Below are 22,451 nucleotides of genomic sequence, written 5' to 3'. Positions count from 1 at the left end.
TGTCGAAGAAGTGCAACGTGCTCACCCCGAGGGGTCAGCGACGCTTGCCCTTCTTGTCGTCCTTCACATGGCCGCGGAACGTGCGGGTGGGGGCGAATTCGCCGAGCTTGTGCCCGACCATCGACTCAGTGATGAACACCGGGACATGCTTGCGTCCGTCGTGCACGGCAATCGTGTGTCCGAGCATGTCGGGCACGATCATCGAGCGGCGGGACCACGTCTTGATGACGTTCTTGGTGCCCTTCTCGTTCTCCTTGGCGACCTTCACGAAGAGGTGCTGATCAACGAAAGGGCCCTTCTTGAGGCTGCGTGGCATTAGTCAGGCTCCTTAGCGCTTGTTCTTGCCGGTACGACGACGACGCACGATGAGCTTGTCGCTTTCCTTGTTGGGGCGACGGGTGCGTCCCTCGGGCTTACCGTTGGGGTTGACCGGGTGACGACCACCGGAGGTCTTGCCCTCGCCACCACCGTGCGGGTGGTCCACGGGGTTCATGACCACACCGCGGACGGTCGGGCGGATGCCCTTCCAGCGGTTACGTCCGGCCTTGCCCCAGTTGATGTTGGACTGCTCGGCGTTACCGACCTCGCCCACGGTCGCACGGCAGCGCACGTCCACGTTGCGGATTTCACCGGAGGGCAGGCGCAGCTGACCGTACTTGCCCTCACGGGCGACCAACTGCACGGATGCGCCGGCGGAACGGGCGAGCTTGGCTCCCCCACCCGGACGCAGCTCCACCGCGTGCAGCACGGTACCCACGGGGATGTTGCGCAGCGGCAGGTTGTTGCCCGGCTTGATGTCGGCATTGGGGCCAGACTCCACGACGTCGCCCTGACGCAGGCGGTTCGGCGCGATGATGTAGCGCTTGGTGCCGTCCACGTAGTGCAGCAGCGCGATCCGAGCCGTACGGTTCGGGTCGTACTCGATGTGGGCGACCTTCGCGTCCACGCCGTCCTTGTCGTGACGACGGAAGTCAATCACGCGGTACTGGCGCTTGTGCCCGCCACCCTTGTGACGGGTGGTGATGCGGCCGGTGTTGTTACGACCGCCCTTCTTGGGCAGCGGACGCACCAGGGACTTCTCGGGCGTGGTGCGCGTGATTTCTACGAAGTCCGCAACCGACGAGCCACGACGGCCCGGGGTTGTCGGCTTGTGCTTACGGATAGCCATGTTTTGAGTTCCTCGTTAAAGTGGTCTCCGCTCAAGAGAGCGGACCGCCGAAGATGTCGATGGAGCCTTCCCGGAGGGACACGATGGCACGCTTGGTGGCCTTACGCTGTCCCCAGCCGAAGCGCGTGCGCTTACGCTTACCGGGACGGTTGAGGGTGTTCACGGACGCGACCTTGACACCGAAGATGTGCTCGATCGCGTACTTGATCTCGGTCTTGTTGGCGGAGGGGGCCACCTGGAAGGTGTACTTGCCCTCGTCGATCAGACCGTAGGACTTCTCGGAGACCACGGGACGGATGATGACGTCGCGCGGGTCCTTGTTGTAGATAACGCTCACTTGGCGTCCTCCTGCTTGCTACCGGACGCGGCTGCGACGAACGAGTCGTAAGCGGCCTTGGTGAAGACCACGTCGTCCGAGACGAGCACGTCGTACGTGTTGAGCTGATCGGCGTACACGGCGTGCACGTTGACCAGGTTGCGCACGGACAGCGCGGCGTTGTCCTCGCCACGGTTCAGCACCACGAGCAGGTTCTTGCGCTCGGTGAGCGAACGCAGCGCCTCCTTGGCGGCCTTCGTGGACGGCTGCTCGCCGCTCACCAGGTCCGCGACCACGTGGATGCGGCCGTTACGGGCCCGGTCCGAGAGGGCACCGCGCAGGGCGGCAGCCTTCATCTTCTTGGGCGTGCGCTGGGAGTAGTCACGCGGCGTGGGGCCGTGCACCACGCCACCGCCGGTCATGTGCGGGGCGCGGATGGAGCCCTGACGAGCCCGGCCGGTGCCCTTCTGCTTGAACGGCTTGCGACCGGCGCCGGAGACCTCCGCGCGGGTCTTGGTCTTGTGCGTGCCCTGACGGGCGGCGGCCAGCTGGGCGACGACGACCTGGTGCAGCAGCGCCACGTTGGTCTGGGCGTCGAAGATCTCAGCGGGCAGCTCGACGTTGACGGTTTCAGTTGCCATGAGTATCAGGCTCCCTTCACGGTGGAACGGACGAGGACGACCGATCCCTTGGGGCCCGGCAGGGCGCCCTTGATGAGCAGCAGGGAGTTCTCGGCGTCGACAGCGTGCACGGTCAGGTTCATGGTCGTGTGACGGGCGTTGCCCATCCGGCCGGCCATGCGCATGCCCTTGAACACGCGAGCGGGGTACGATGCGCCGCCGATGGAACCCGGCTTGCGGTGGTTCTTGTGTGCACCGTGGGAGGCGCCCACACCGGCGAAGCCGTGGCGCTTCATGACACCCGCGGTGCCCTTACCCTTGGTGGTGCCGACGACGTCGACCTTGGCACCGGCCTCGAAGAGCTCGACGGACAGTTCCTGTCCCAGCTCGTACTCAGCGGCGTCGGAAGTACGAAGTTCGACGACATGACGACGGGGCGTCACGCCTGCAGCGGCGAAGTGACCGGCCAGTGGCTTGGTCACCTTGCGGGGATCGATCGCACCGAAGCCGATCTGCACGGCGTTGTAGCCGTCCTTGTCCTCGTTGCGCAGCTGCGTCACGACGTTGGAGTCGGCCTTGACCACGGTCACCGGCACGAACTTCCCGTTCTCGTCCCAGACCTGGGTCATGCCGAGCTTCGTGCCCAGCAGGCCCTTCACCTGGCGTTCGAAAGTGGTAGTCATTGGGGTGCGATCCTTTTTACAGCTTGATTTCGATGTTCACGTCAGCGGGCAGGTCGAGACGCATGAGCGAGTCGACGGCCTTGGGCGTGGGGTCGATGATGTCGATCAGCCGCTTGTGGGTGCGCATCTCGAAATGCTCACGGCTGTCCTTGTACTTGTGCGGCGAGCGGATCACGCAGTACACATTCTTCTCGGTGGGCAGCGGGACGGGTCCCACCACCGTGGCGCCTGCGCGCGTCACCGTCTCAACGATCTTCCGGGCCGAGACGTCGATGACCTCGTGGTCATAGGACTTCAGCCGGATGCGGATTTTTTGTCCCGCCATGGCGTCGTGACTCTCTTTCTTCAAGTACTTCCCTGTATGGAGTCCGCGGACTCCTTGTGCTCGGCGATCGTGCTCGCCACCCCGCACAGACTGAATCCGGAAACTTCCGGGTTCCTCACCCTGTCGGGGCCCCGGCACCCGAACTCGGGCGTGTCGCGCGAGGAGCGCGCCGCCCGGTCCACACAATGATGCGGTGCCGGTTGAAAAATGGTTGTCCGCGGTGATATCCGCGTGGAAGTTCGCTGCATTGCGTTTGCTTCGGTTGCGCGACTGCTCCGCACCCGGTTCTCGCAATGGACTCCACGCGCTCGACTGGCGCACGGGAATCCCGCGTCGCTGAGCGAACAACAGCGACCATTCTGCCAGAGATCCGGGGGAGCGCGCAAACCGGCCACGTCCCTACTCCCTCGGGCCGGCGGGCACGCCGCCGCCCGAACATGCGAGAACCCCGCGGTCCTGAACGGACCACGGGGTTCTCGAAGGTTCGACTCAGCGCCTCACCGGATCAACGGGTCTTACTTGTTGATCTTGGTCACACGACCGGAGCCCACGGTGCGGCCACCCTCACGGATGGCGAAGCCGAGGCCTTCCTCCATGGCGATCGGCTGGATCAGCTCGACCGTCATCTCGGTGTTGTCACCGGGCATGACCATCTCGGTGCCCTCGGGCAGGGTGATGACGCCGGTGACGTCCGTGGTGCGGAAGTAGAACTGCGGGCGGTAGTTCGAGTAGAACGGGTTGTGACGCCCGCCCTCTTCCTTGGACAGGATGTAGACGTTGGCCTCGAAGTCGGTGTGCGGGGTGATGGAACCCGGCTTGCACACGACCTGGCCACGCTCGACGTCGTCGCGCTTGAGACCGCGCAGCAGCAGACCGCAGTTCTCGCCGGCCATGGCTTCGTCCATCTGCTTGTGGAACATCTCGATACCGGTCACCGTGGTCTTCTGCACGGGGCGGATGCCCACGATCTCGACCTCGGAGTTGATCGGCAGGGTACCGCGCTCGGCGCGGCCGGTCACCACGGTGCCGCGACCGGTGATCGTGAAGACGTCCTCGATGGGCATCAGGAAGGGCTTGTCGGTGTCACGCACGGGGTCCGGGACGTTCTCGTCCACGGCCTCCATGAGGTCCTCGACAGACTTGACCCACTCTGCGTCGCCCTCGAGGGCCTTCAGAGCGGAGACGCGCACCACGGGGGCGTTGTCGCCGTCGAAGCCCTGGTCGGACAGCAGCTCGCGGACCTCCATCTCGACGAGGTCGAGCAGCTCTTCGTCGTCGACCATGTCGGACTTGTTCAGCGCCACCAGCAGGTAAGGCACGCCCACCTGGCGGGCGAGCAGGACGTGCTCGCGGGTCTGGGCCATGGGGCCGTCGGTCGCGGCGACCACGAGGATCGCGCCGTCCATCTGAGCGGCACCGGTGATCATGTTCTTCACGTAGTCGGCGTGACCGGGGGCGTCCACGTGGGCGTAGTGACGCTTGTCGGTCTGGTACTCGATGTGAGAGATGTTGATCGTGATGCCGCGCTGCTTCTCCTCCGGGGCGGAGTCGATCGCACCGAAGTCACGCTGCTCGTTGACGTCCGGGTACTTGTCGGCCAGAACCTTGGAGATCGCAGCGGTGAGCGTGGTCTTGCCGTGGTCAACGTGGCCGATGGTGCCAATGTTGAGGTGCGGCTTGGTGCGCTCGAACTTGGCCTTCGCCATGATGTGTTCCTCCTAGAACATTGAGGTGAGACTTGCTCGACTGCTCCGGACCACGGAGCGTGGGACCACAGCGCTTCAGACGCTGCGCGTGTCGAAACCTGTGCAAGTCTACTTCTGGATTACGAATTTACTGAAATCACGGGGCGTGGGCCCCGCCGGCTCACTCGCCGCGGTTCTTCTGGATGATCTCCTCGGCCACGGCCTTGGGGACCTCCGAGTAGCTGTCGAACTCCATCGAGTACACCGCGCGACCCTGGGTCTTGGACCGCAGGTCACCGATGTAGCCGAACATCTCCGACAAGGGCACCAGGGCCTTCACGAGCTTGACACCCGCGACGTCCTCCATGGACTGGATCTGGCCACGGCGGGAGTTCAGGTCACCGATGACGTCACCCATGTACTCTTCCGGGGTACGCACCTCCACGGCCATGAGCGGCTCGAGCAGGACCGGGTTGGCACGCCGGGCACCTTCCTTGAACACCATCGAGCCGGCGATCTTGAACGCCATTTCCGAGGAGTCCACGTCGTGGTAGGCACCGTCGATCAGGGTGGCCTTGACGCCCACCACCGGGTAGCCCGCGAGGATGCCCAACTGCATGGCGTCCTGGATACCGTGGTCCACCGAGGGGATGTACTCGCGCGGCACGCGACCACCGGTCACGGCATTGTCGAACTCGTACAGCTCCTCCGCGTCCAGCGGCAGCGGCTCGAAGGAAACCTGCACCTTGGCGAACTGGCCGGAACCACCGGTCTGCTTCTTGTGGGTGTAGTCGACCTTGTCCACGGCCTTCTTGATGGTCTCGCGGTAGGCCACCTGCGGCTTGCCCACGTTGGCCTCGACCTTGAACTCGCGCTTCATGCGGTCCACCAGGATGTCCAGGTGCAGCTCGCCCATGCCGCCGATCTCGGTCTGGCCGGTCTCGTCGTTGAGGGACACCGTGAAGGTGGGGTCCTCCGCGGAGAGCTTCTGGATGGCGGTGGACAGCTTCTCCTGGTCACCCTTGGTCTTGGGCTCGATGGCCACGAAGATCACAGGCTGGGGGAAGCTCATGGACTCCAGCACGATCTGGTTGTTCGAATCGCACAGGGTGTCGCCCGTGGTGGTGTCCTTCAGACCGATCGCCGCGTAGATGTGACCGGCGGAGATCTCGTCCACCGGGTTCTCCTTGTTGGAGTGCATCTGGAAGAGCTTGCCGATGCGCTCGCGCTTGCCCTTGGTGGAGTTCATGACCTGCTCGCCGGCCTTCGCCTTGCCGGAGTACACGCGGATGTACGTGAGCTGGCCGTAGAACGGGTGCGAGGCGACCTTGAACGCGAGGGCCGCGAAGGGGCCGTTGGCGTCCGCGGCGCGGGTCATGACCTCTTCCTCGTCGTTGATGGCGTGGCCCTGCACGTCCTCCACGTCGAGCGGGGAGGGCAGGTAGTCCACCACGGCGTCGAGCATGGGCTGCACGCCGCGGTTCTTGAACGCCGAGCCACACAGCACGGGGTAGGCCTGGGAAGTGATCGTCAGCTTGCGGATGCCAGCCTTGATCTCGTCCTCGGTGAGCTCCTCGCCGCCGAGGTACTTCTCCATGAGCTCGTCGTCCGCCTCCGCGACGGCCTCGACGAGCTGGTTGCGGTAGTCATCCGCGCGGTCCTTCAGGTCCTCGGGGATCTCGCGCGTCTCGTACTTGGCACCCAGGGAGACGTCACCCTTGGAGTCGCCCTCCCACACGAGAGCCTTCATGGTCACCAGGTCGATGACGCCCACGAAGTCGTTCTCGGCACCGATCGGCAGCTGCAGCACGAGCGGGGTCGCGCCCAGGCGGGACTTGATGGTGTCCACGGTGAAGTAGAAGTCGGCGCCCAGCTTGTCCATCTTGTTGACGAAGCAGATGCGGGGCACTTCGTACTTATCGGCCTGGCGCCACACGGTCTCGGACTGGGGCTCCACGCCCTCCTTGCCGTCGAAGACGGCCACGGCGCCGTCGAGCACGCGCAGGGAGCGCTCGACCTCGACCGTGAAGTCCACGTGACCCGGGGTGTCGATGATGTTGATCTGGTAGTCGTGCCAGTAGCACGAGGTCGCGGCGGACGTGATGGTGATGCCGCGTTCCTGCTCCTGAGCCATCCAGTCCATCGTGGATGCACCGTCGTGCGTTTCGCCGAGCTTGTGGTTGATGCCCGTGTAGAACAGGATTCGTTCGGTGGTCGTGGTCTTACCGGCATCGATGTGAGCCATGATGCCGATATTGCGGACCTTCTTGAGGTCGGTAAGCACGTCGAGTGCCACGATGGTTCCCTTCGTAAAAGGTAGTGCCGGGCCCTGGTGTCGGCCCCGCGCGGGGCGGGGCCGACAGGACTACCGAATTTTACCAGCGGTAGTGGGCGAAGGCCTTGTTGGATTCGGCCATCTTGTGGGTGTCCTCGCGGCGCTTCACAGCGGCACCGAGGCCGTTGGAGGCGTCGAGGATCTCGTTCTGCAGACGCTCGGTCATGGTGTTCTCACGACGCGCCTTGGAGTAGCCCACGAGCCAGCGCAGCGACAGCGCCTGGGCGCGGCCTGCCTTGACCTCGACCGGCACCTGGTAGGTGGCGCCACCGACACGACGGGAGCGGACCTCGAGGGCGGGCTTGACGTTGTCCAGGGCCTTCTTCAGGGTGGCCACGGGATCGGAGTTGGTCTTGTTGCGCACACCCTCGAGGGCACCGTAGACGATGCGCTCGGCGGTGGACTTCTTGCCGTCCTGCAGGACCTTGTTGATCAGCTGCGTGACCACGGGCGAGCCGTAAACGGGATCGACGACGAGGGGGCGCTTGGGAGCGGGACCTTTACGAGGCATTACTTCTTCTCCTTCTTCGCGCCGTAGCGGGAGCGAGCCTGCTGACGGCCCTTGACACCCTGGGTGTCGAGCGCGCCGCGCACGATCTTGTAACGGACACCCGGCAGGTCCTTCACACGACCACCGCGCACGAGCACGATGGAGTGTTCCTGAAGGTTGTGGCCCTCGCCCGGGATGTAGGCGGTGACTTCCACGCCGCCGTTGAGCTTCACACGGGCCACCTTGCGCAGCGCCGAATTCGGCTTCTTGGGGGTCGTGGTGAACACGCGGGTGCAGACGCCGCGCTTCATGGGGTTGCCCTTGAGCGCGGGAGCCTTGGTCTTCACGACCTTGGAGTGCCGGCCCTTGCGGACCAGTTGCTGGATAGTTGGCACAGTGCCTCCTGTTGGAACGGGACCGGCGGTGGCCGCCCCCGTTGATGGCGGAATATTGATCCCGGGCCCGCCGGGACGGATCAGCAGTAGTGACTGCGACGAAACCGTGTCCGAGCATGACGAAAGATGGCATCTAGGTACAAGGTGCGTACCACAGGACGGTGTCCGATTTGCCATCTGAGGACTGCCCGGAATCGAGCAATTCTTCCTTAGCATAGCAGCTCGCGTCTCAGGAGGAGAAATCGCTTTTGCCGGAGGTCACGACGTCCGCCGACAGGGCGGCGGCGCACCGTTGCAGGGCGGGGACCACGCGGCGGTCCAGGTGTTCCACGTCCCCGGATCCGAGGCCCGCGCGCATGGACACGTTGATCGCGGCCACCACCGCTCCCGTGCCGTCCGTCACCGGCACGGCCACGGAGCGCAGCCCGAGTTCGAGTTCCTGGTCCACCACGGCGTGGCCGGCACGACGCACGGCGGCGATCTGCGCCCGCAGCTGCGTGTGGTCCGTGAGTGTCAGCGGGGTCAAGCTGCGCGGTTGCGCCCGCTCGAGCAGTTCCGCGAGCTCCTCGGGGGGCAGTGCCGCGAGCAGGACCCGGCCCATGGAGGTTGCGTACGCCGGGAACCTCGTGCCGAGCGAGATGCTCACGCTCATGATCCGCTGGGTGGCCACGCGCGCGACGTAGACGATCTCCGCGCCGTCGAGCACGGACATGGACGTGGATTCCCCGAGCTCGTCCGACAACGAACGCAGGTGGGGCTGGGCCAGTTGCGGCAGCGACAGCGCGGAGAGATAGGAGTAGCCCAGGCTCAGTACCTTGGGCGTGAGTTCGAAGCGCCGCCCGTCCGAGCGCACGTAACCCAGGGACTCGAGCGTGAGCAGGAACCGGCGGGCGGTCGCGCGGGTCAGCTGGGTCTGCCGGGCCACCTCGGACAGGCTCATGGCGGGGCGTTCGGCGTCGAACGCCCCGATCACGGCGAGCCCGCGCGCGAGCGACTGCACGAAACCGTCCCCGGGGGCGGAGTCGTTGCTACCGGTCGTGGTGACCACCCTCTCTCCCCCACGACGCCGCGTGGGTCACTGATCGACACGGCGATGGCACCGCGAACGGTCCGCGCGACACCATCGGCACACTACCCGGCAGAATACCGCGCGGGTCACTGGGCGGGTGTCAGCTCCACATCCACCTGCTGGGCGAGTTCGTCGAAGCCGACACCGAAGGTCTCGCGCACCGTGACCTTGCCGTCTTCGAGGAGGAACACGCCGAGGTCCGTGTAGATCCGGGACACGCAGCCCACGCCCGTGAGCGGCATGGTGCACTCCTTCACGAGCTTCGACTGACCCTTCTTGGTCTTCAGGGTCATCATCACGAAGGTCTGCTTGGCGCCGGTGGCGAGGTCCATGGCACCGCCCACGGCGGGGATCGCGTCCGGCTTACCGGTGTGCCAGTTGGCGAGGTTGCCTTGCTGGTCCACCTGGAACGCACCCAGCACGCAGCAGTCCAGGTGACCGCCGCGCATCATGGCAAACGAGTCTGCGTGGTGGAAGTACGAGCAGCCCTCGGTCTCGACCACGGGGATCTTGCCGGCGTTGATCAGGTCCGGGTCCACCTCGTCCCCGTGGGCCTCCGCACCCATCCCGAGCATCCCGTTCTCGGTGTGCAGGGTGACGTCGTCCTCGGCGCTGAGGTAGTTGGAGACCAGGGTGGGCTGGCCGATGCCCAGGTTCACGTACGCCCCGGCGGGGATGTCCCGCGCCACGACCTCCGCGAGTTCCTCCGGGCTCAACGGGTGATCACTGTTCTGCGGAACGCTCATGCCGCACCTTCCTCTCGCGGGTCCTGCTGCTGGGGCCGGTTGATCTGCACCACGGTGTCCACGTAGATCCCAGGGGTCACCACGACCTCGGGATCGATCTGCCCGCGCTCCACGATGTCGCTGACCTGCACGATGGAGTGCGTGGCCGCCGCAGCCATGATGGGGCCGAAGTTGCGCGCCGTCTTGCGGTACACGAGGTTGCCGGCCTTGTCCGCCCGGTACGCCTTGGTCAGGGAGAAGTCCGCGTGGATGGGGTACTCGAGCACCTGGTGCTTGCCGTCCAGCTCGCGCACCTCCTTGCCCTCGGCCAGGGACGTGCCGTAACCGGTGGGCGTGAAGAACGCCCCGATCCCGGCACCGGCGGCGCGGATCCGCTCGGCGAGGTTGCCCTGCGGGACGACCTCGAGCTCGATCTCACCGGCGCGGTACTTCTCATCGAAGTGCCACGAGTCCGACTGGCGCGGGAACGAGCAGATGATCTTCTGCACGCGGCCCAGCTGGATCAGCTTGGCGAGACCCACGTCCCCGTTGCCGGCGTTGTTGTTCACGACCGTGAGGTCCTTGGCGCCGTGTTCGATCAGGGCGTCGATGAGTTCCACGGGCTGACCGGCCACACCGAAGCCGCCGATCATCACGCACGCACCGTCGTGGATGAGCTCCACGGCCGCCGCGGCGCTGTCTGCAATGTTGAGCATGGTGTGCCTTTCTCGAAAAGGTTGGAGGGGTCTCAGCCCTGGGCGTTCTCGTTCTCGAGCACCACCGCGAGGCCCTGCCCCACGCCGATGCACAGGCTGGCCACACCCCAGCGCTGCCCGCTCTCCTGCAACCGGCGGGCCAGGGTCCCCAACACGCGGGTCCCGGAGGCGCCGAGCGGGTGGCCGATCGCGATGGCCCCGCCCCACTGGTTGACGATGCTCTGGTCCACACCCCACTGGCGCAGGCACGCGAGCGACTGCGCGGCGAAGGCCTCGTTGAGTTCCACGGCGGCGACGTCGTCCCACGTGATCCCCGCGCGGCGCACGGCGATGTTGGCCGCCTCCACGGGCGCCTCACCGAAGAACTGTGGTTCGTTGGCGGCGGCACCGCGGCCGGCGATACGGGCGATGGGCTCGCGACCGAGCAGCTGCGCACCGCGCTCGCTGCCGAGCCACACGGCGGACGCGCCGTCGTTCATGGGAGAGGAGTTACCGGCGGTGACGGTCGCGTTGTCACCACTGCGGAACACGGTGCGCAGACCGGCGAGCGTCTCCGGGGTGGAGTCCCCGCGCACGGTTTCGTCCCGGGTGAGCTCCACGCCCTTCTTGGTGTTGGGGGCCACGCTGACCGTGATGTCGTCGTACTTGCCCTCGTCCCACGCCTTGGCCGCGAGCTGGTGGGAGGTGGCCGCGAACGCGTCCTGGTCCTCGCGCGAGATGCCGTGCTTCTCGCGCAACTGCTCGGTGGCCTCACCGAGGGACACCGTCCACTCGCTCGGCATGTCCGGGTTCACGAGGCGCCAGCCCAGGGTCGTGTTGGCGAGTTCGAGGTTCTGCATGGGGTAGGGCCGCTCGGTCTTGGGCAGCACCCACGGCGCGCGGGACATGGACTCGACGCCGCCCACGAGCAGCAAGTCCCCTTCCCCCACCTCGATCTGACGGGAGCCCATCATCGCGGCGTCCAGGGACGAACCGCACAACCGGTTGATCGTGGAGCCGGGAACGGACACGGGCAGACCCGCGAGCAGCGTGGCCATGCGCGCCACGTTGCGGTTCTCCTCACCGGCGCCGTTGGCATTGCCTAAGTAGACCTCGTCGATCGTGGCGGGGTCCAGCTCGGGTGCGCGTTCCACGAGCGTGCGCACCACGAGGGCCGCGAGGTCGTCGGGACGGTGGCTCGCGAGCGCGCCACCCACCTTCCCGAACGGGGTACGGATGGCGTCGTAGACGTATGCGTGGTTCATGGGGATCCTCACCGTGGTAGCTCACCCGGCCGCGGCCGGGGCGGCGCCGGGCTCGGGTGTCCGGTCACCGCGTTGCATGTGTTCAGTCTAGAGCGCGGTGCTCGCCATGTGAACACTTGTTCGCATGGCGAACAACTCCGGTCAACCCGAGTACTCCGACAGCGCCTTCTGCGCGTGCTTGAACGCGTTGTTGGCGGACGGGACGGAGAGGTAGATCGCGGACTGCAGCAGGATCTCCTTGATCTCGTCCGTGCTCAGCCCGTTGCGCAACGCCGCCTTGACGTGCATCTCGAACTCCTCCCAGTGACCGGCGGCGATCAGCGCGGTCAACACGCACGCGCTGCGCATCCGGCGGTCCAGGCCGGGCCGGGTCCAGATCTCACCCCACGCGTAGCGCGAGATGAAGTCCTGGAAGTCCTCCGTGAACTCGGTCTTGCCGGACTCCGCGCGGTCCACGTGGGCGTCCGAGAGCACCTCCCGGCGCACGGTCATCCCGTCCTGCAGAGCCTGTGCTTCGGTGCGTTGCGAGCGTGGGTTCATGTCTGTTCCTCGTTCCTGGTCTCGTGCTGGTTCGTGTCGTCGTTCCCGAGATCGTGGCCCGTCATGCCGCGTCCCGTGAATCCGTGTCTCGTGCGCTTGCGGCTCCCCGCGGGTGCCGCGGATCGATCGAGCGCGCGTGGACCGCGTCAGCGCGCGGCCGCCACGAGCTCCGCGATCGTGTGGGCCACGAGCTCGGGTGCGGCCACAGGTACGAGGTGGGCGGCGTCGTCGACGACCTCACAGAGCGCGTGCAGCGCGTCCGCGAGACCCTGGGCGACGTCGGGCCCCACCATGGCGTCCTGCGCACCGGCCACGACTGCGGTGGGGACGGACGCTGGGCGCGTGCGCTCCCGCAGGTCGAAACCACCCAGCGCACGGCAGGCCGCGGCGTAACTGAACCGGTCCGTCCCCTGCAGGTCGTGCAGCAACGGGGTCCCGCGTTCCGAGTGCTCGGCCAGGAAATCGGGGGCGAACCACGCCTTGGCACACTCGATCACCTGGGTGGGTGTGCCGGCACTCGCGACGAGCTCGGCGCGCTCGCGCCACATCCGCGGGTCCGGGAAGTAGTTGCTCGTGGCGATCAACGCCGCGGACGCCACCCGCTCGGGATCCTGGGCGAGCAATTGCTGCACCGCCGCTCCCCCGATCGAGGTCCCCGCCATGTGCCACGACCGCGCACCGGTGTGCTCGGTGACGGCGTCCGCCACGGCGCGGGCGAGTTCTCCGAGCGTGAATTCCTGCGCGGGATCGCTGACCCCGTGGCCCGGAAGGTCCCAGCCGATCACGTGGAACCGCTCGGCCAGCAGCGGGGCCACGGCCGCGTAGAGATGGGTGACCGAGGTGCCCAGTGCGGGGCCGAGCACCACGAGGGGCGCACCCTCCGCGAGGTCCTGCGGTCGGGTGAATTCCACGAGTCCCGGTGCGGGAACCGTCATGCCGTCGTCCTTTCCTCGTGCCGGGCCACGGCCCGGTCACACAGTTCGCCCGACGCGCCCAGGTAACCGCGCGGGTCCAGCAGGCTCCGGACCCAGCGGGTCACGGACTGCGGATCCCCGACGGACACTCCCTCGGGCAGAGTCGGGTCCTCTTCCGCCGCGATCTCCCGCGCCAGGGCGCTCGCGAGCGCGTCCGCGTCCCACGGCTCGGCGCGCACCGCGGCCTGCACGCGCTGCTTCGCGTTCTTGACCTCGCGCTCGCTCAGCACCGGCGCGAGTGCCGCGCTCAGCCGTTCCGCCATCACGCCCGTTCCCGCGCGCTCGAGGTTCTGCGCCATGCGCTCGGTGTCCACCGTGAGCCCCCCGGCCAGCTCGGCAGCGTGCGACGACGCCGCGGTCGCCAGTACCGCGAGCTCGCGCAACGCGGCCCATTCGGCATGCCAGCCGCCGTCCGGGCGTTCGTCGTCCGCGGCGCTCGCACCCGCGAACACCTGGGACAGCAGCCCCGGGGCCGCGATGCCCGTGCGCTTGAGCAGCACGCTCAGCACGGGGTTCTGCTTCTGCGGCATGGCCGAGGAAACACCTCGCCCCTCCGCGGTGGGTTCGCGCAGCTCCCCCACCTCCGGCCGGGACATCATGAGGACGTCGTTGGCCATGCGGGCCAGTGCGGCGGTGGTCTGCGCGTAGCCGCTCGCGACCCGCAGCACCGGCACGCGGTCGGTGTGCCACACACCGTTCGGCAGCTCCAGGCCGAGCTCGTCCGCCCAGTGGCCCAGCAAATCGGTGACCCGCCCGAAGGTCTGCTCCGACGTTGCGCCGTCGGAGCAGCGGGCCATCGTGGCGGCCAGGCTCCCGGACGCCCCGCCGTACGACACGGGAAGCCGTGCGGCGAGCACGGCGTCCACGGCGTCGTCGACCGCTGCGAGCCACGAGGCGGCCTTGAGACCGAAAGAAATGGGGAGTGCGTGCTGGGTGAGGGTCCGTCCGACCATCACGGTGTCGCGGTGCTCAGCCACGATGCGAGCGAGAGCGTCCCCCGTGCGGGCGAGGTGCGCGAGGATGCTCGAGCGGACGTCACGCATCACCAGCGCGAGGGCCGTGTCCATGACGTCCTGGCTGGTCAACGAGGCGTGCACCGCACTAATCGGCGCGCCGTTCTCCTCGGTGACCGCTGCACGGTAGGCCGCGAGCAGGGGGATCACGGGATTGCCTCCGCCCTCGGACGCGACCGCGAGGTCGTTCAAGGCCGCTTCGTCGAGCGCCACGCTTTCAGCTGCGGCGTGGGCCGCCCGAGCGGCGTCGGGCGCAACGAGCCCGGACCGCGACTGGGCCGCGACCCACGCGTCCTCCACACGGAGGATCGCGCGGGCCACGGCACGGTCGTCGGCGAGCTCTGCGGCTCGGTGGCTCCCCGGAGTGAGAAGACCGGTGAAGATCATCAGATCCCCGGGTAGGCCAGGAACACGGTCTCGCGGTCCCCCTGCAGGTGCACGTCGAAGTGCAACGAGCCGTCCGACTGACGCTCTGCGATCATCGTGGCGCGTTCGGCCTCGGACAGCGAGGACAGCAGCGGATCGTTGGTCAGTGCGTCCGTATCCTCGGGCAGGTACACGCGGGTGAACAGTCGGTTCAGCAGACCGCGCGCGAACACCGTGAGGCAGATGAACGGGGCCTTGCCGTCCTCGGTGGGGCCGGGGTTGACCGTGGTGAAGTCGTAGTGCCCCACGTTGTCCACCGCCACGCGGCCGAAACCGGTGAAGGTGTAGCCGTCCCGCTTGAGCGAACCGGGCTCCTGCGAGACCTGGCCGTTCTCGTCCGCCTGCCAGATCTCGAGCATGGAGTCCGGAACCGGCGTGCCGTGGCCGTCATACACCGTGCCGTGCAGGCGCACGGCGTTCGGGTGCGAACGGTCCACGAGGAACTCCCCGCCCTCGTAGGGCAGCGCGTAGCCGTAGAAGGGTCCGATGGTCTGGCCCGGGGTGGGCACCAGGCGCTCAGTGTTCTCAGACATTGCTGTCGTCCTCCGTCCAGGTTCGGTTCGAACCGCTCAGCACGATGTCCCAGCGGTAGCCGAGCAGCCATTCGTGCTCGGAGATGTCGTGGTCGTAGTCCGCCACGAGACGCTCGCGCGCCTTGGGGTCCACGATCGACTGGTAGATGGGGTCCAACGCGAACAGCGGGTCACCCGGGAAGTACATCTGGGTGATCATGCGCTGCGTGAAATCCGTGCCGAACAGCGAGAAGTGCACGTGCGCGGGGCGCCACGCGTTGAGGTGGTTCTTCCACGGGTACGGGCCCGGCTTGATGGTGATGAACGAGTAGGAACCGTCGTCACCGGTCAGACAGCGGCCCACGCCCGTGAAGTTCGGGTCGATCGGGGCCGGGTGCTGATCGCGCTTGTGGATGTAGCGACCGGCGGCGTTGGCCTGCCAGATCTCCACGAGCTGGTTGCGCACGGGGCGGCCGTCGCCGTCCAGGATGCGCCCGGAGATCCGGATCCGCTCACCGATGGGCTCGCCGCCGTCCTGGATTGTCAGATCCGACTCCAGCGCGTGCACGTCCCGCTGGCCGAAGGCCGGCGCGTAGAGCTCGATGGTCTCCGGGTCCGCGTGGCGGGGGTCCTTGGTGGGGTGACGCAGGATCGAGCTGCGGTACGGGGCGTAGTCCAGACGAGGCTGGGTCTCCTCCGTGCCGGCCTTCTCGTACTGCTTGCTGATGGCGGCCATCTCGTCGTTGAGCTGGTTCTGGGTGTCGGCGGCGTCGTCCGCGTCCTTGACGTACGGCGGGTCGAAGGTGTCGTCGTTCTCGGTGGTCATGATCATCTCCTCGGGTGAGTGGATCGGAGTCTGGGTCCGGTGTGCTCAGGTGCGGTCCTGCCAGCCGGTGTATGACTCGGCGAAGTAGCCCGAGCCGTACGTGGAGTTCGTGACGGTCTCGAACTCGCCCCGGCGGCGCTTCATGTTGAAGGGGTTCTCCCCCGGCTGGATATGCATCAGGTTGGTGACCCAGTACGAGAAGTTCTGGGCCTTCCAGATCCGGTCCAGGGCCTTGGCGGAGTACCCGGCCAACCCGCGCTCGTCACCGGAACCGAAGAACTCGATGATCGCCGGCGCGAGCACCCGCACGTCGCAGAACGCGAGGTTCAGACCCTTGGCGCCCGTGGGCGGCACGGTGTGCCCGGCGTCCCCCACCAGGAACATGTTCCCGTAGCGCAGGGGCTCGCACACGTACGAGCGGAACGGCAGCACGGTTTTGTCGAAGATGGGCCCGCGCTGCAGCTGCAACCCGTCCGGGCCGTCGATGCGCCGCTGCAACTCGGTCCAGATCCGCTCGTCGTCCCAGTCGTCCACGTTCTCATTGGGGTCGCACTGGAAGTACATGCGCTGCACGGTGTCGCTGCGCTGCGAGATCAACGCGAAACCGTACTGCGAGTTCGCGTAGATCAGCTCGGGTGCCGACGGCGGCGCTTCGCACAGGATCCCGAACCACGCGAACGGGTACTCGATGAAATTGTCCGTGCGCACGTCCTGCGGGATCTGACGCTTGCAGATGCCCTTGGAACCGTCCGCGCCCACGAGCAGGCGGCTACGGATCTCGAGCTTCTCGCCCTCCTTGGTGGTGCACAGCACCGTGGGCTGCTCCGTGGTCAGGTCCCGGACCTCGGTGTCCGTGACTTCCCAGCGCACGTCACCGCCGTCGCGCTCGCGCGCCGCCGCAAGATCCACGAAGACCTCGTTCTGGGGGTACAGCCACACGGACTGACCCACGAGCTTTTGGAAGTCGATGCGACGGCTCTCGCCCTCGAAGCGCAGCACGGTGCCCTCGTGCTCGTGGCCGTGCGACAGCACGCGCCCGTCCACGCCGGTCTCGGCGAGCATCTGCACGGTCCCCGCTTCGAGGATGCCCGCACGGTGGGTGTTGGCGATCTCGTCGTGGCTGCGTTTCTCCACGACCACGTTGTCGATCCCGGCCCGGTGCAACAGGTGGGAGAGCATCAGTCCGGCGGGCCCCGCCCCCACGATGGCCACCTGGGTGTCGATGATCGTTCGCTCCTCGAGCATGTGTCCTCCTTGCGCACGTCGTGGGTCACATTATGTTGGAGCCACATGGCGCGTATCTCATTGATTCCGTTCAATGGGACGGGGGCCGCGCCTGTGACGCGGGGTACGACATCGCTGCGGCCGGTACGCGGCTCCCCGTTGCGCCTTGGGCGGAGGTGTTTCCCGCGAAGATCACCCACAAGGGGTTGTCAGAATGCCCCCAGGGCGCGGGAGATCCCGTGGCCGGCAACCCGTAACGTTTGCACGATGGCCGAGACGTCCGGATCTCGCATGTCGCTCAGGGGCAGCACCGCTCCGAGGGCCGCTGCGCGGTGCCCCGGGGGGACCTTGAGCGGGACCGCCACTCCCCCACTGCCCTCGTCGATGCGTTCGCGCTGGATCGCATAACCGCGCTGCGCGAAGACCCGCAGGTCCGCCGCGAAGCGTTCCCTGCCCACGAGGGCACCGCCCGGTTCATCCGCGACCGCCCGCGCCGCGGCGGCGTCATGGTACTGCGCGATGAACTCGTCCGAACAGTGGCACAACAGGGCGAGACCCGTGGCCGAGCGGTGCAGTGGAAGGCGTCCGGCGACGATCGAGCGCAGTGGGACCGCCGAGTCACTCGCGGCGATCCGCTCGGCGAACAGGACGTCGTGGCCCTCGATCACCCCCACGTGCACGTGTTGGCGCAGCACCGCGTGCACGTCCGACATGAACGGGATCGCGACCGCTGCGAGGTTCTCGGCGGATGCCGCGCGGGACGCGAGCTCCCACAACCGGGTCCCCACCCGGTAGGTCTGCGCGGAACCGGACTCGAGCCACCTCGCGCGCTTCATGTCCCCCAGGATCCGGTGCACCGTGGAGGATGGCAACCCGGTGGCCGCGCAGATCTCGCGGAAGGTCAGCTCGGGACGTGCGGGGCCGAACGCGTCCAGGACGCGATCGAACCGGGTGATCAGTGATTCACCGGACGCCGAGTTGGCCATGCTTCGCCTCCGTTCATGGCTCCCGCGAAAGCCGAACCGCGGGATCCTTGCCCGCTTCAGCCTACGACCCCGCGGCCGTGCCTCTCCCGGCACGAAGCCGCGGCGAGGGTGGCCGCGACCGGGACGAACGCGTTCGGGTCGGTCGCAACCGGGGCGCGGTGGCCGGGTACCGCGCCGTCGTCCGGAACGGGTCCGGGTACGCGAGAGCCCGGGTGGCCCTCCCCGAAGGGAAGCCCACCCGGGCTCTCAGATCACACGCCTACTCGGCTCAGTGACCGCCGAAATCGTAGTCGTCCAGGGGGATCGCATGGAACTCGGAACCGAGCCCCCCGGCGTTCTCCTCGGCGTAGCTGAAATCGGTGAACGCGGAGGGATCCGTGAACATGGAGGCCTTGGCCTCCTCGGTGGGCTCCACGTCCACGCTGTTGTACCGCTCCAGACCGGTACCGGCGGGGATGAGCTTACCGATGATCACGTTCTCCTTCAGACCCAGCAGCGGATCCGACTTGCCCTCCATGGCGGCCTGCGTGAGCACACGGGTGGTCTCCTGGAAGGACGCGGCGGACAGCCACGAGTCCGTGGCCAGGGAGGCCTTGGTGATGCCCATGAGCTCCGGACGCCCGGCCGCGGGACGCTTGCCCTCCGCCACCGCGGCGCGGTTGGCCTCGAGGAAGCGCACGTTGTCCACCAGCTCACCCGGCAGCAACGAGGTGTCGCCGGACTCGATGATGGTCACGCGCCGCAGCATCTGGCGCACGATGACCTCCACGTGCTTGTCGTGGATGCCCACGCCCTGGGAGCGGTACACGCCCTGGACCTCATCCACGAGGTGCTTCTGCGCCTCGCGAGGACCGCGGATGCGCAGTACCTCCTTGGGGTCCACGGCACCGGTCACGAGCTGCTGACCGACCTCCACGTGATCGCCGTCCGCGACGAGCAGCTTGGCGCGGCGCAGCACCGGGTAGGCGAACTCCTCGTCACCGTTGTCCGGGACCACCACGATCTTCAGCGACTTGTCCGTGTCCTCGATGCGGATCCGGCCGGCCACCTCGGAGATTGGGGCCACGCCCTTGGGCGTGCGGGCCTCGAACAGCTCCTGGATACGGGGCAGACCCTGCGTGATGTCACCGTCCGAGGACGCCACACCACCGGTGTGGAACGTACGCATGGTCAGCTGGGTACCGGGCTCACCGATGGACTGGGCGGCCACGATGCCCACGGCCTCGCCGATGTCCACCAACTGGTTGGTGGCCAGCGAACGGCCGTAGCACGCGGCGCACACGCCCACGGCGGACTCGCACGTGAGGACCGAGCGCACGCGCACCTGGTCCACACCGGCGTTGTAGAGCTTGTTGATCATGGCGTCGGACATGTCCACGCCCGCCTCGGCAAGCACTTCGCCGTTCTCGTCCGCCACGGCGCTGGCCAGCACGCGGCCGTGCACCGTGTTCTCGATGTCCTCGTGCAGCGTGCGCACACCGGTGTCGGTGATGTCCGCGAGCGGCAGGGTCAACCCGCGCACCGTCTGGCAATCGGACTCTCGCACGATCACGTCCTGCGAGACGTCCACCAGTCGACGGGTCAGGTAACCCGAGTTGGCGGTACGCAGAGCGGTGTCCGCGAGGCCCTTACGCGCACCGTGGGTCGCGATGAAGTACTCCAACACGGACAGGCCCTCACGGTAGGAGGACTTGATCGGTCGGGGCATGATCTCGCCCTTGGGGTTCGCCACCAGACCACGGATACCCGCGATCTGACGCACCTGCATCCAGTTACCACGTGCACCGGAGGAGACCATCCGGTTGATCGTGTTCCCGGCGGTCAGGTTGTTGCGCATGGCCTCGGCGACCTCATCGGTGGCCTTGGACCAGATGTCGATGAGCTCGGAGCGGCGCTCGTCGTCGTCGATCAGACCCTTGTCGTACTGGCCCTGGATCCGCGCGGCCTGCGCCTCGTAGCCCTCCATGATGGCGGGCTTCTCCGGCGGGGTGGCGATGTCCGAGATGGCCACGGTGACACCCGATCGGGAGGCCCAGTGGAAGCCGGCGTCCTTGAGGTTGTCCAAGGTCTTGGCCACCTGGGTCATGGGGTAACGCTCTGCGAGGTCGTTCACGAGCGCGGACAGGTGCTTCTTGTCCGCGACGTTCTCGTCCCACGGGTAGTCGGCAGGCAGCGTCTCGTTGAACAGCACGCGACCAAGCGTGGTCTCCACGACGGCGGGCTGACCTTGCTCCCAGCCCTCGGGCGCTTCCCACCCGGCGTACGGCACGAAGTCCTCGAGCTCGATCTTGCAGCGCGAGTTCAGGTGCAGCTCACCGGAGTCCGCGGCCATGATGGCCTCGGCCACGGAGGAGTAGCTGTTGCCCTCCCCGGCCCAACCCTCACGCACGGTGGTGAGGTGGTACAGGCCGATGATCATGTCCTGCGAGGGCAGGGCGATCGGCTTGCCGTCCGAGGGCTTGAGGATGTTGTTCGAGGACAGCATCAGCACACGCGCCTCGGCCTGCGCCTCCGGAGACAGCGGCAGGTGCACGGCCATCTGGTCACCGTCGAAGTCGGCGTTGAACGCGCCGCACACGAGCGGGTGCAGCTGGATGGCCTTGCCCTCCACGAGCTGCGGCTCGAACGCCTGGATGCCCAGACGGTGCAAGGTCGGTGCGCGGTTGAGCAGCACGGGGTGCTCCGTGATGACCTCTTCCAACACGTCCCACACCTGCGGGCGGTAGCGCTCCACCATCCGCTTGGCGGACTTGATGTTCTGCGCGTGGTTGAGGTCCACGAGGCGCTTCATCACGAAGGGCTTGAACAGCTCCAACGCCATCTGCTTGGGCAGCCCGCACTGGTGCAGCTTGAGCTGCGGGCCCACCACGATCACGGAACGACCGGAGTAGTCCACGCGTTTGCCCAGCAGGTTCTGACGGAAGCGGCCCTGCTTGCCCTTGAGCATGTCGGACAGCGACTTCAGCGCACGGTTGCCGGGGCCCGTGACCGGGCGACCGCGGCGGCCGTTGTCGAACAGCGAGTCCACGGCCTCCTGGAGCATGCGCTTCTCGTTGTTCACGATGATCTCGGGCGCACCGAGGTCCAACAGCCGCTTGAGGCGGTTGTTGCGGTTGATCACACGACGGTAGAGGTCGTTGAGATCGGACGTCGCGAAGCGGCCGCCGTCCAGCTGGACCATGGGGCGCAGTTCCGGCGGGATGACCGGGACGGCGTCCAGGACCATGCCGAGCGGCGAGTTGTCCGTGGTCAGGAACGCGTTGACAACCTTGAGGCGCTTGAGCGCACGGGTCTTGCGCTGGCCCTTGCCAGTGGCGATGGTCTCGCGCAGGGCCTCGGCCTCGGCAGCGAGATCGAAGGTCTCGAGGCGCTTCTTGATGGACTCGGCGCCCATGGAGCCCTCGAAGTACATGCCGTAGCGGTCCACCATCTGGCGGTACAGGGCCTCGTCGCCCTCGAGGTCGTTGACCTTGAGGTTCTTGAAGCGGTCCCAGACCTTCTCGAGGTAGTCGATCTCGCGATCGGCGCGCTTGCGCACGTTCGCCATCTGGCGGTCCGCGGAGTCGCGCAGCTTGCGCTTCTCGGCGGCCTTGCCACCCTCTTCCTCGACGCGCGCGAGATCGTTCTCGAGCTCACGGGCGATCGCGTTGATGTCCGCGTCGCGGGTGTCCTCGAGCTGCTTCTTCTCACGGTCGATCGCGGCCTGCAGGTTGGGCAGGTCGTCGTGACGGGCCTGCTCGTCCACGGACGTGATCATGTACGCCGCGAAGTAGATGACCTTCTCGAGGTCCTTCGGGGCGAGGTCCAGCAGGTATCCCAAGCGCGAGGGCACGCCCTTGAAGTACCAGATGTGGGTCACGGGAGCGGCGAGCTCGATGTGACCCATCCGCTCACGACGCACCTTGGCGCGCGTGACCTCCACGCCGCAGCGCTCGCAGATGATGCCCTTGTAGCGCACACGCTTGTACTTACCGCAGTAGCACTCCCAGTCCCGGGTGGGGCCGAAGATCTTTTCGCAGAACAAGCCGTCCTTCTCGGGCTTGAGCGTGCGGTAGTTGATGGTCTCGGGCTTCTTGACCTCGCCGTAGGACCAGCCGCGGATCTGATCCGCGGTCGCGAGGCCGATACGCATGAGGCCCAGTGAAGAATCGTTGGACATAAGGTCCTGTCCCTCTTTCT

22 protein-coding genes are annotated in these 22,451 nt (G+C 66.9%); all 22 read right to left on the bottom strand.

Features of this window, described 5'->3' with window-relative positions; translation table 11 throughout:
• Positions 1-34: 34 nt before the first annotated feature.
• Positions 35-316: a 30S ribosomal protein S19 gene (gene rpsS, locus B3I25_RS11415; RefSeq protein WP_035959716.1), complete on the bottom strand. Its 282-nt coding sequence runs from the start codon at positions 314-316 to the stop codon at positions 35-37.
• Between the two features lie 12 nt (positions 317-328).
• The gene (gene rplB, locus B3I25_RS11410) at positions 329-1,168 is read right to left on the bottom strand and encodes a 50S ribosomal protein L2 (protein WP_035959718.1); all 840 of its coding nucleotides are present in this window, start codon (positions 1,166-1,168) and stop codon (positions 329-331) included.
• Between the two features lie 31 nt (positions 1,169-1,199).
• Positions 1,200-1,505, bottom strand: coding sequence for a 50S ribosomal protein L23 (gene rplW / locus B3I25_RS11405; protein WP_035959727.1), 306 nt, complete (start codon positions 1,503-1,505; stop codon positions 1,200-1,202).
• A complete protein-coding gene (gene rplD, locus B3I25_RS11400) occupies positions 1,502-2,125 on the bottom strand; it encodes a 50S ribosomal protein L4 (protein ID WP_035959733.1) in 624 nt (207 codons plus the stop codon). The genes rplW and rplD overlap by 4 nt, the downstream gene beginning before the upstream one ends.
• Before the next feature lie 5 nt (positions 2,126-2,130).
• Positions 2,131-2,787 carry a 50S ribosomal protein L3 gene (rplC, locus tag B3I25_RS11395; RefSeq protein ID WP_035959743.1) on the bottom strand — a complete coding sequence of 219 codons (657 nt, stop codon included), beginning with the start codon at positions 2,785-2,787 and terminating at the stop codon, positions 2,131-2,133.
• Between the two features lie 16 nt (positions 2,788-2,803).
• A complete protein-coding gene (gene rpsJ / locus B3I25_RS11390) occupies positions 2,804-3,112 on the bottom strand; it encodes a 30S ribosomal protein S10 (protein WP_003803825.1) in 309 nt (102 codons plus the stop codon).
• Between the two features lie 515 nt (positions 3,113-3,627).
• Positions 3,628-4,818 carry an elongation factor Tu gene (gene tuf / locus B3I25_RS11385; protein WP_064845211.1) on the bottom strand — a complete coding sequence of 397 codons (1,191 nt, stop codon included), beginning with the start codon at positions 4,816-4,818 and terminating at the stop codon, positions 3,628-3,630.
• A gap of 160 nt (positions 4,819-4,978) precedes the next feature.
• Positions 4,979-7,093: an elongation factor G gene (fusA, locus tag B3I25_RS11380; protein WP_131332470.1), complete on the bottom strand. Its 2,115-nt coding sequence runs from the start codon at positions 7,091-7,093 to the stop codon at positions 4,979-4,981.
• Between the two features lie 79 nt (positions 7,094-7,172).
• Positions 7,173-7,643 (bottom strand): 30S ribosomal protein S7, encoded by a 471-nt coding sequence (rpsG, locus tag B3I25_RS11375; protein ID WP_064845213.1) that lies wholly within the window; start codon positions 7,641-7,643, stop codon positions 7,173-7,175.
• Positions 7,643-8,017, bottom strand: coding sequence for a 30S ribosomal protein S12 (gene rpsL / locus B3I25_RS11370; RefSeq protein ID WP_012397684.1), 375 nt, complete (start codon positions 8,015-8,017; stop codon positions 7,643-7,645). Before rpsL ends, rpsG begins: the two co-directional genes overlap by 1 nt.
• Before the next feature lie 229 nt (positions 8,018-8,246).
• Complete coding sequence (locus tag B3I25_RS11365) at positions 8,247-9,065, bottom strand: IclR family transcriptional regulator domain-containing protein (protein ID WP_098054391.1); 819 nt, start codon at positions 9,063-9,065, stop codon at positions 8,247-8,249.
• A gap of 107 nt (positions 9,066-9,172) precedes the next feature.
• Entirely contained in the window at positions 9,173-9,832 is a 660-nt protein-coding gene (locus B3I25_RS11360) for a 3-oxoacid CoA-transferase subunit B (protein WP_064845215.1), read from the bottom strand.
• A complete protein-coding gene (locus B3I25_RS11355; RefSeq protein ID WP_035959791.1) occupies positions 9,829-10,527 on the bottom strand; it encodes a 3-oxoacid CoA-transferase subunit A in 699 nt (232 codons plus the stop codon). Before B3I25_RS11355 ends, B3I25_RS11360 begins: the two co-directional genes overlap by 4 nt.
• Before the next feature lie 32 nt (positions 10,528-10,559).
• Positions 10,560-11,771: a thiolase family protein gene (locus B3I25_RS11350; protein WP_064845217.1), complete on the bottom strand. Its 1,212-nt coding sequence runs from the start codon at positions 11,769-11,771 to the stop codon at positions 10,560-10,562.
• A gap of 141 nt (positions 11,772-11,912) precedes the next feature.
• On the bottom strand, positions 11,913-12,311 hold the full coding sequence (locus B3I25_RS11345) for a carboxymuconolactone decarboxylase family protein (protein WP_064845218.1): 399 nt from the start codon (positions 12,309-12,311) through the stop codon (positions 11,913-11,915).
• Between the two features lie 146 nt (positions 12,312-12,457).
• Positions 12,458-13,246 carry an alpha/beta fold hydrolase gene (locus tag B3I25_RS11340; RefSeq protein ID WP_206398535.1) on the bottom strand — a complete coding sequence of 263 codons (789 nt, stop codon included), beginning with the start codon at positions 13,244-13,246 and terminating at the stop codon, positions 12,458-12,460.
• Positions 13,243-14,685, bottom strand: a complete 1,443-nt coding sequence (locus B3I25_RS11335) for a lyase family protein (protein ID WP_064845220.1) — start codon at positions 14,683-14,685, stop codon at positions 13,243-13,245. The genes B3I25_RS11340 and B3I25_RS11335 overlap by 4 nt, the downstream gene beginning before the upstream one ends.
• Positions 14,685-15,257 (bottom strand): protocatechuate 3,4-dioxygenase subunit alpha, encoded by a 573-nt coding sequence (pcaG, locus tag B3I25_RS11330; protein ID WP_064845221.1) that lies wholly within the window; start codon positions 15,255-15,257, stop codon positions 14,685-14,687. The genes B3I25_RS11335 and pcaG overlap by 1 nt, the downstream gene beginning before the upstream one ends.
• Positions 15,250-16,062, bottom strand: coding sequence for a protocatechuate 3,4-dioxygenase subunit beta (gene pcaH / locus B3I25_RS11325; protein WP_064845259.1), 813 nt, complete (start codon positions 16,060-16,062; stop codon positions 15,250-15,252). Before pcaH ends, pcaG begins: the two co-directional genes overlap by 8 nt.
• A 45-nt stretch (positions 16,063-16,107) precedes the next feature.
• Positions 16,108-17,307, bottom strand: a complete 1,200-nt coding sequence (locus B3I25_RS11320) for a 4-hydroxybenzoate 3-monooxygenase (RefSeq protein WP_064845222.1) — start codon at positions 17,305-17,307, stop codon at positions 16,108-16,110.
• A 188-nt stretch (positions 17,308-17,495) separates the two neighbouring features.
• Positions 17,496-18,272 carry an IclR family transcriptional regulator gene (locus B3I25_RS11315; RefSeq protein WP_064845223.1) on the bottom strand — a complete coding sequence of 259 codons (777 nt, stop codon included), beginning with the start codon at positions 18,270-18,272 and terminating at the stop codon, positions 17,496-17,498.
• A 268-nt stretch (positions 18,273-18,540) separates the two neighbouring features.
• The gene (locus tag B3I25_RS11310; RefSeq protein WP_286739130.1) at positions 18,541-22,431 is read right to left on the bottom strand and encodes a DNA-directed RNA polymerase subunit beta'; all 3,891 of its coding nucleotides are present in this window, start codon (positions 22,429-22,431) and stop codon (positions 18,541-18,543) included.
• Between the last annotated feature and the right edge of the window lie 20 nt (positions 22,432-22,451).

It is taken from the genome of Kocuria sp. UBA1838, from assembly GCF_002338785.1.
Lineage (GTDB): Bacteria > Actinomycetota > Actinomycetes > Actinomycetales > Micrococcaceae > Kocuria > Kocuria marina.
This window is presented reverse-complemented; position numbering and strand designations above follow the sequence as displayed.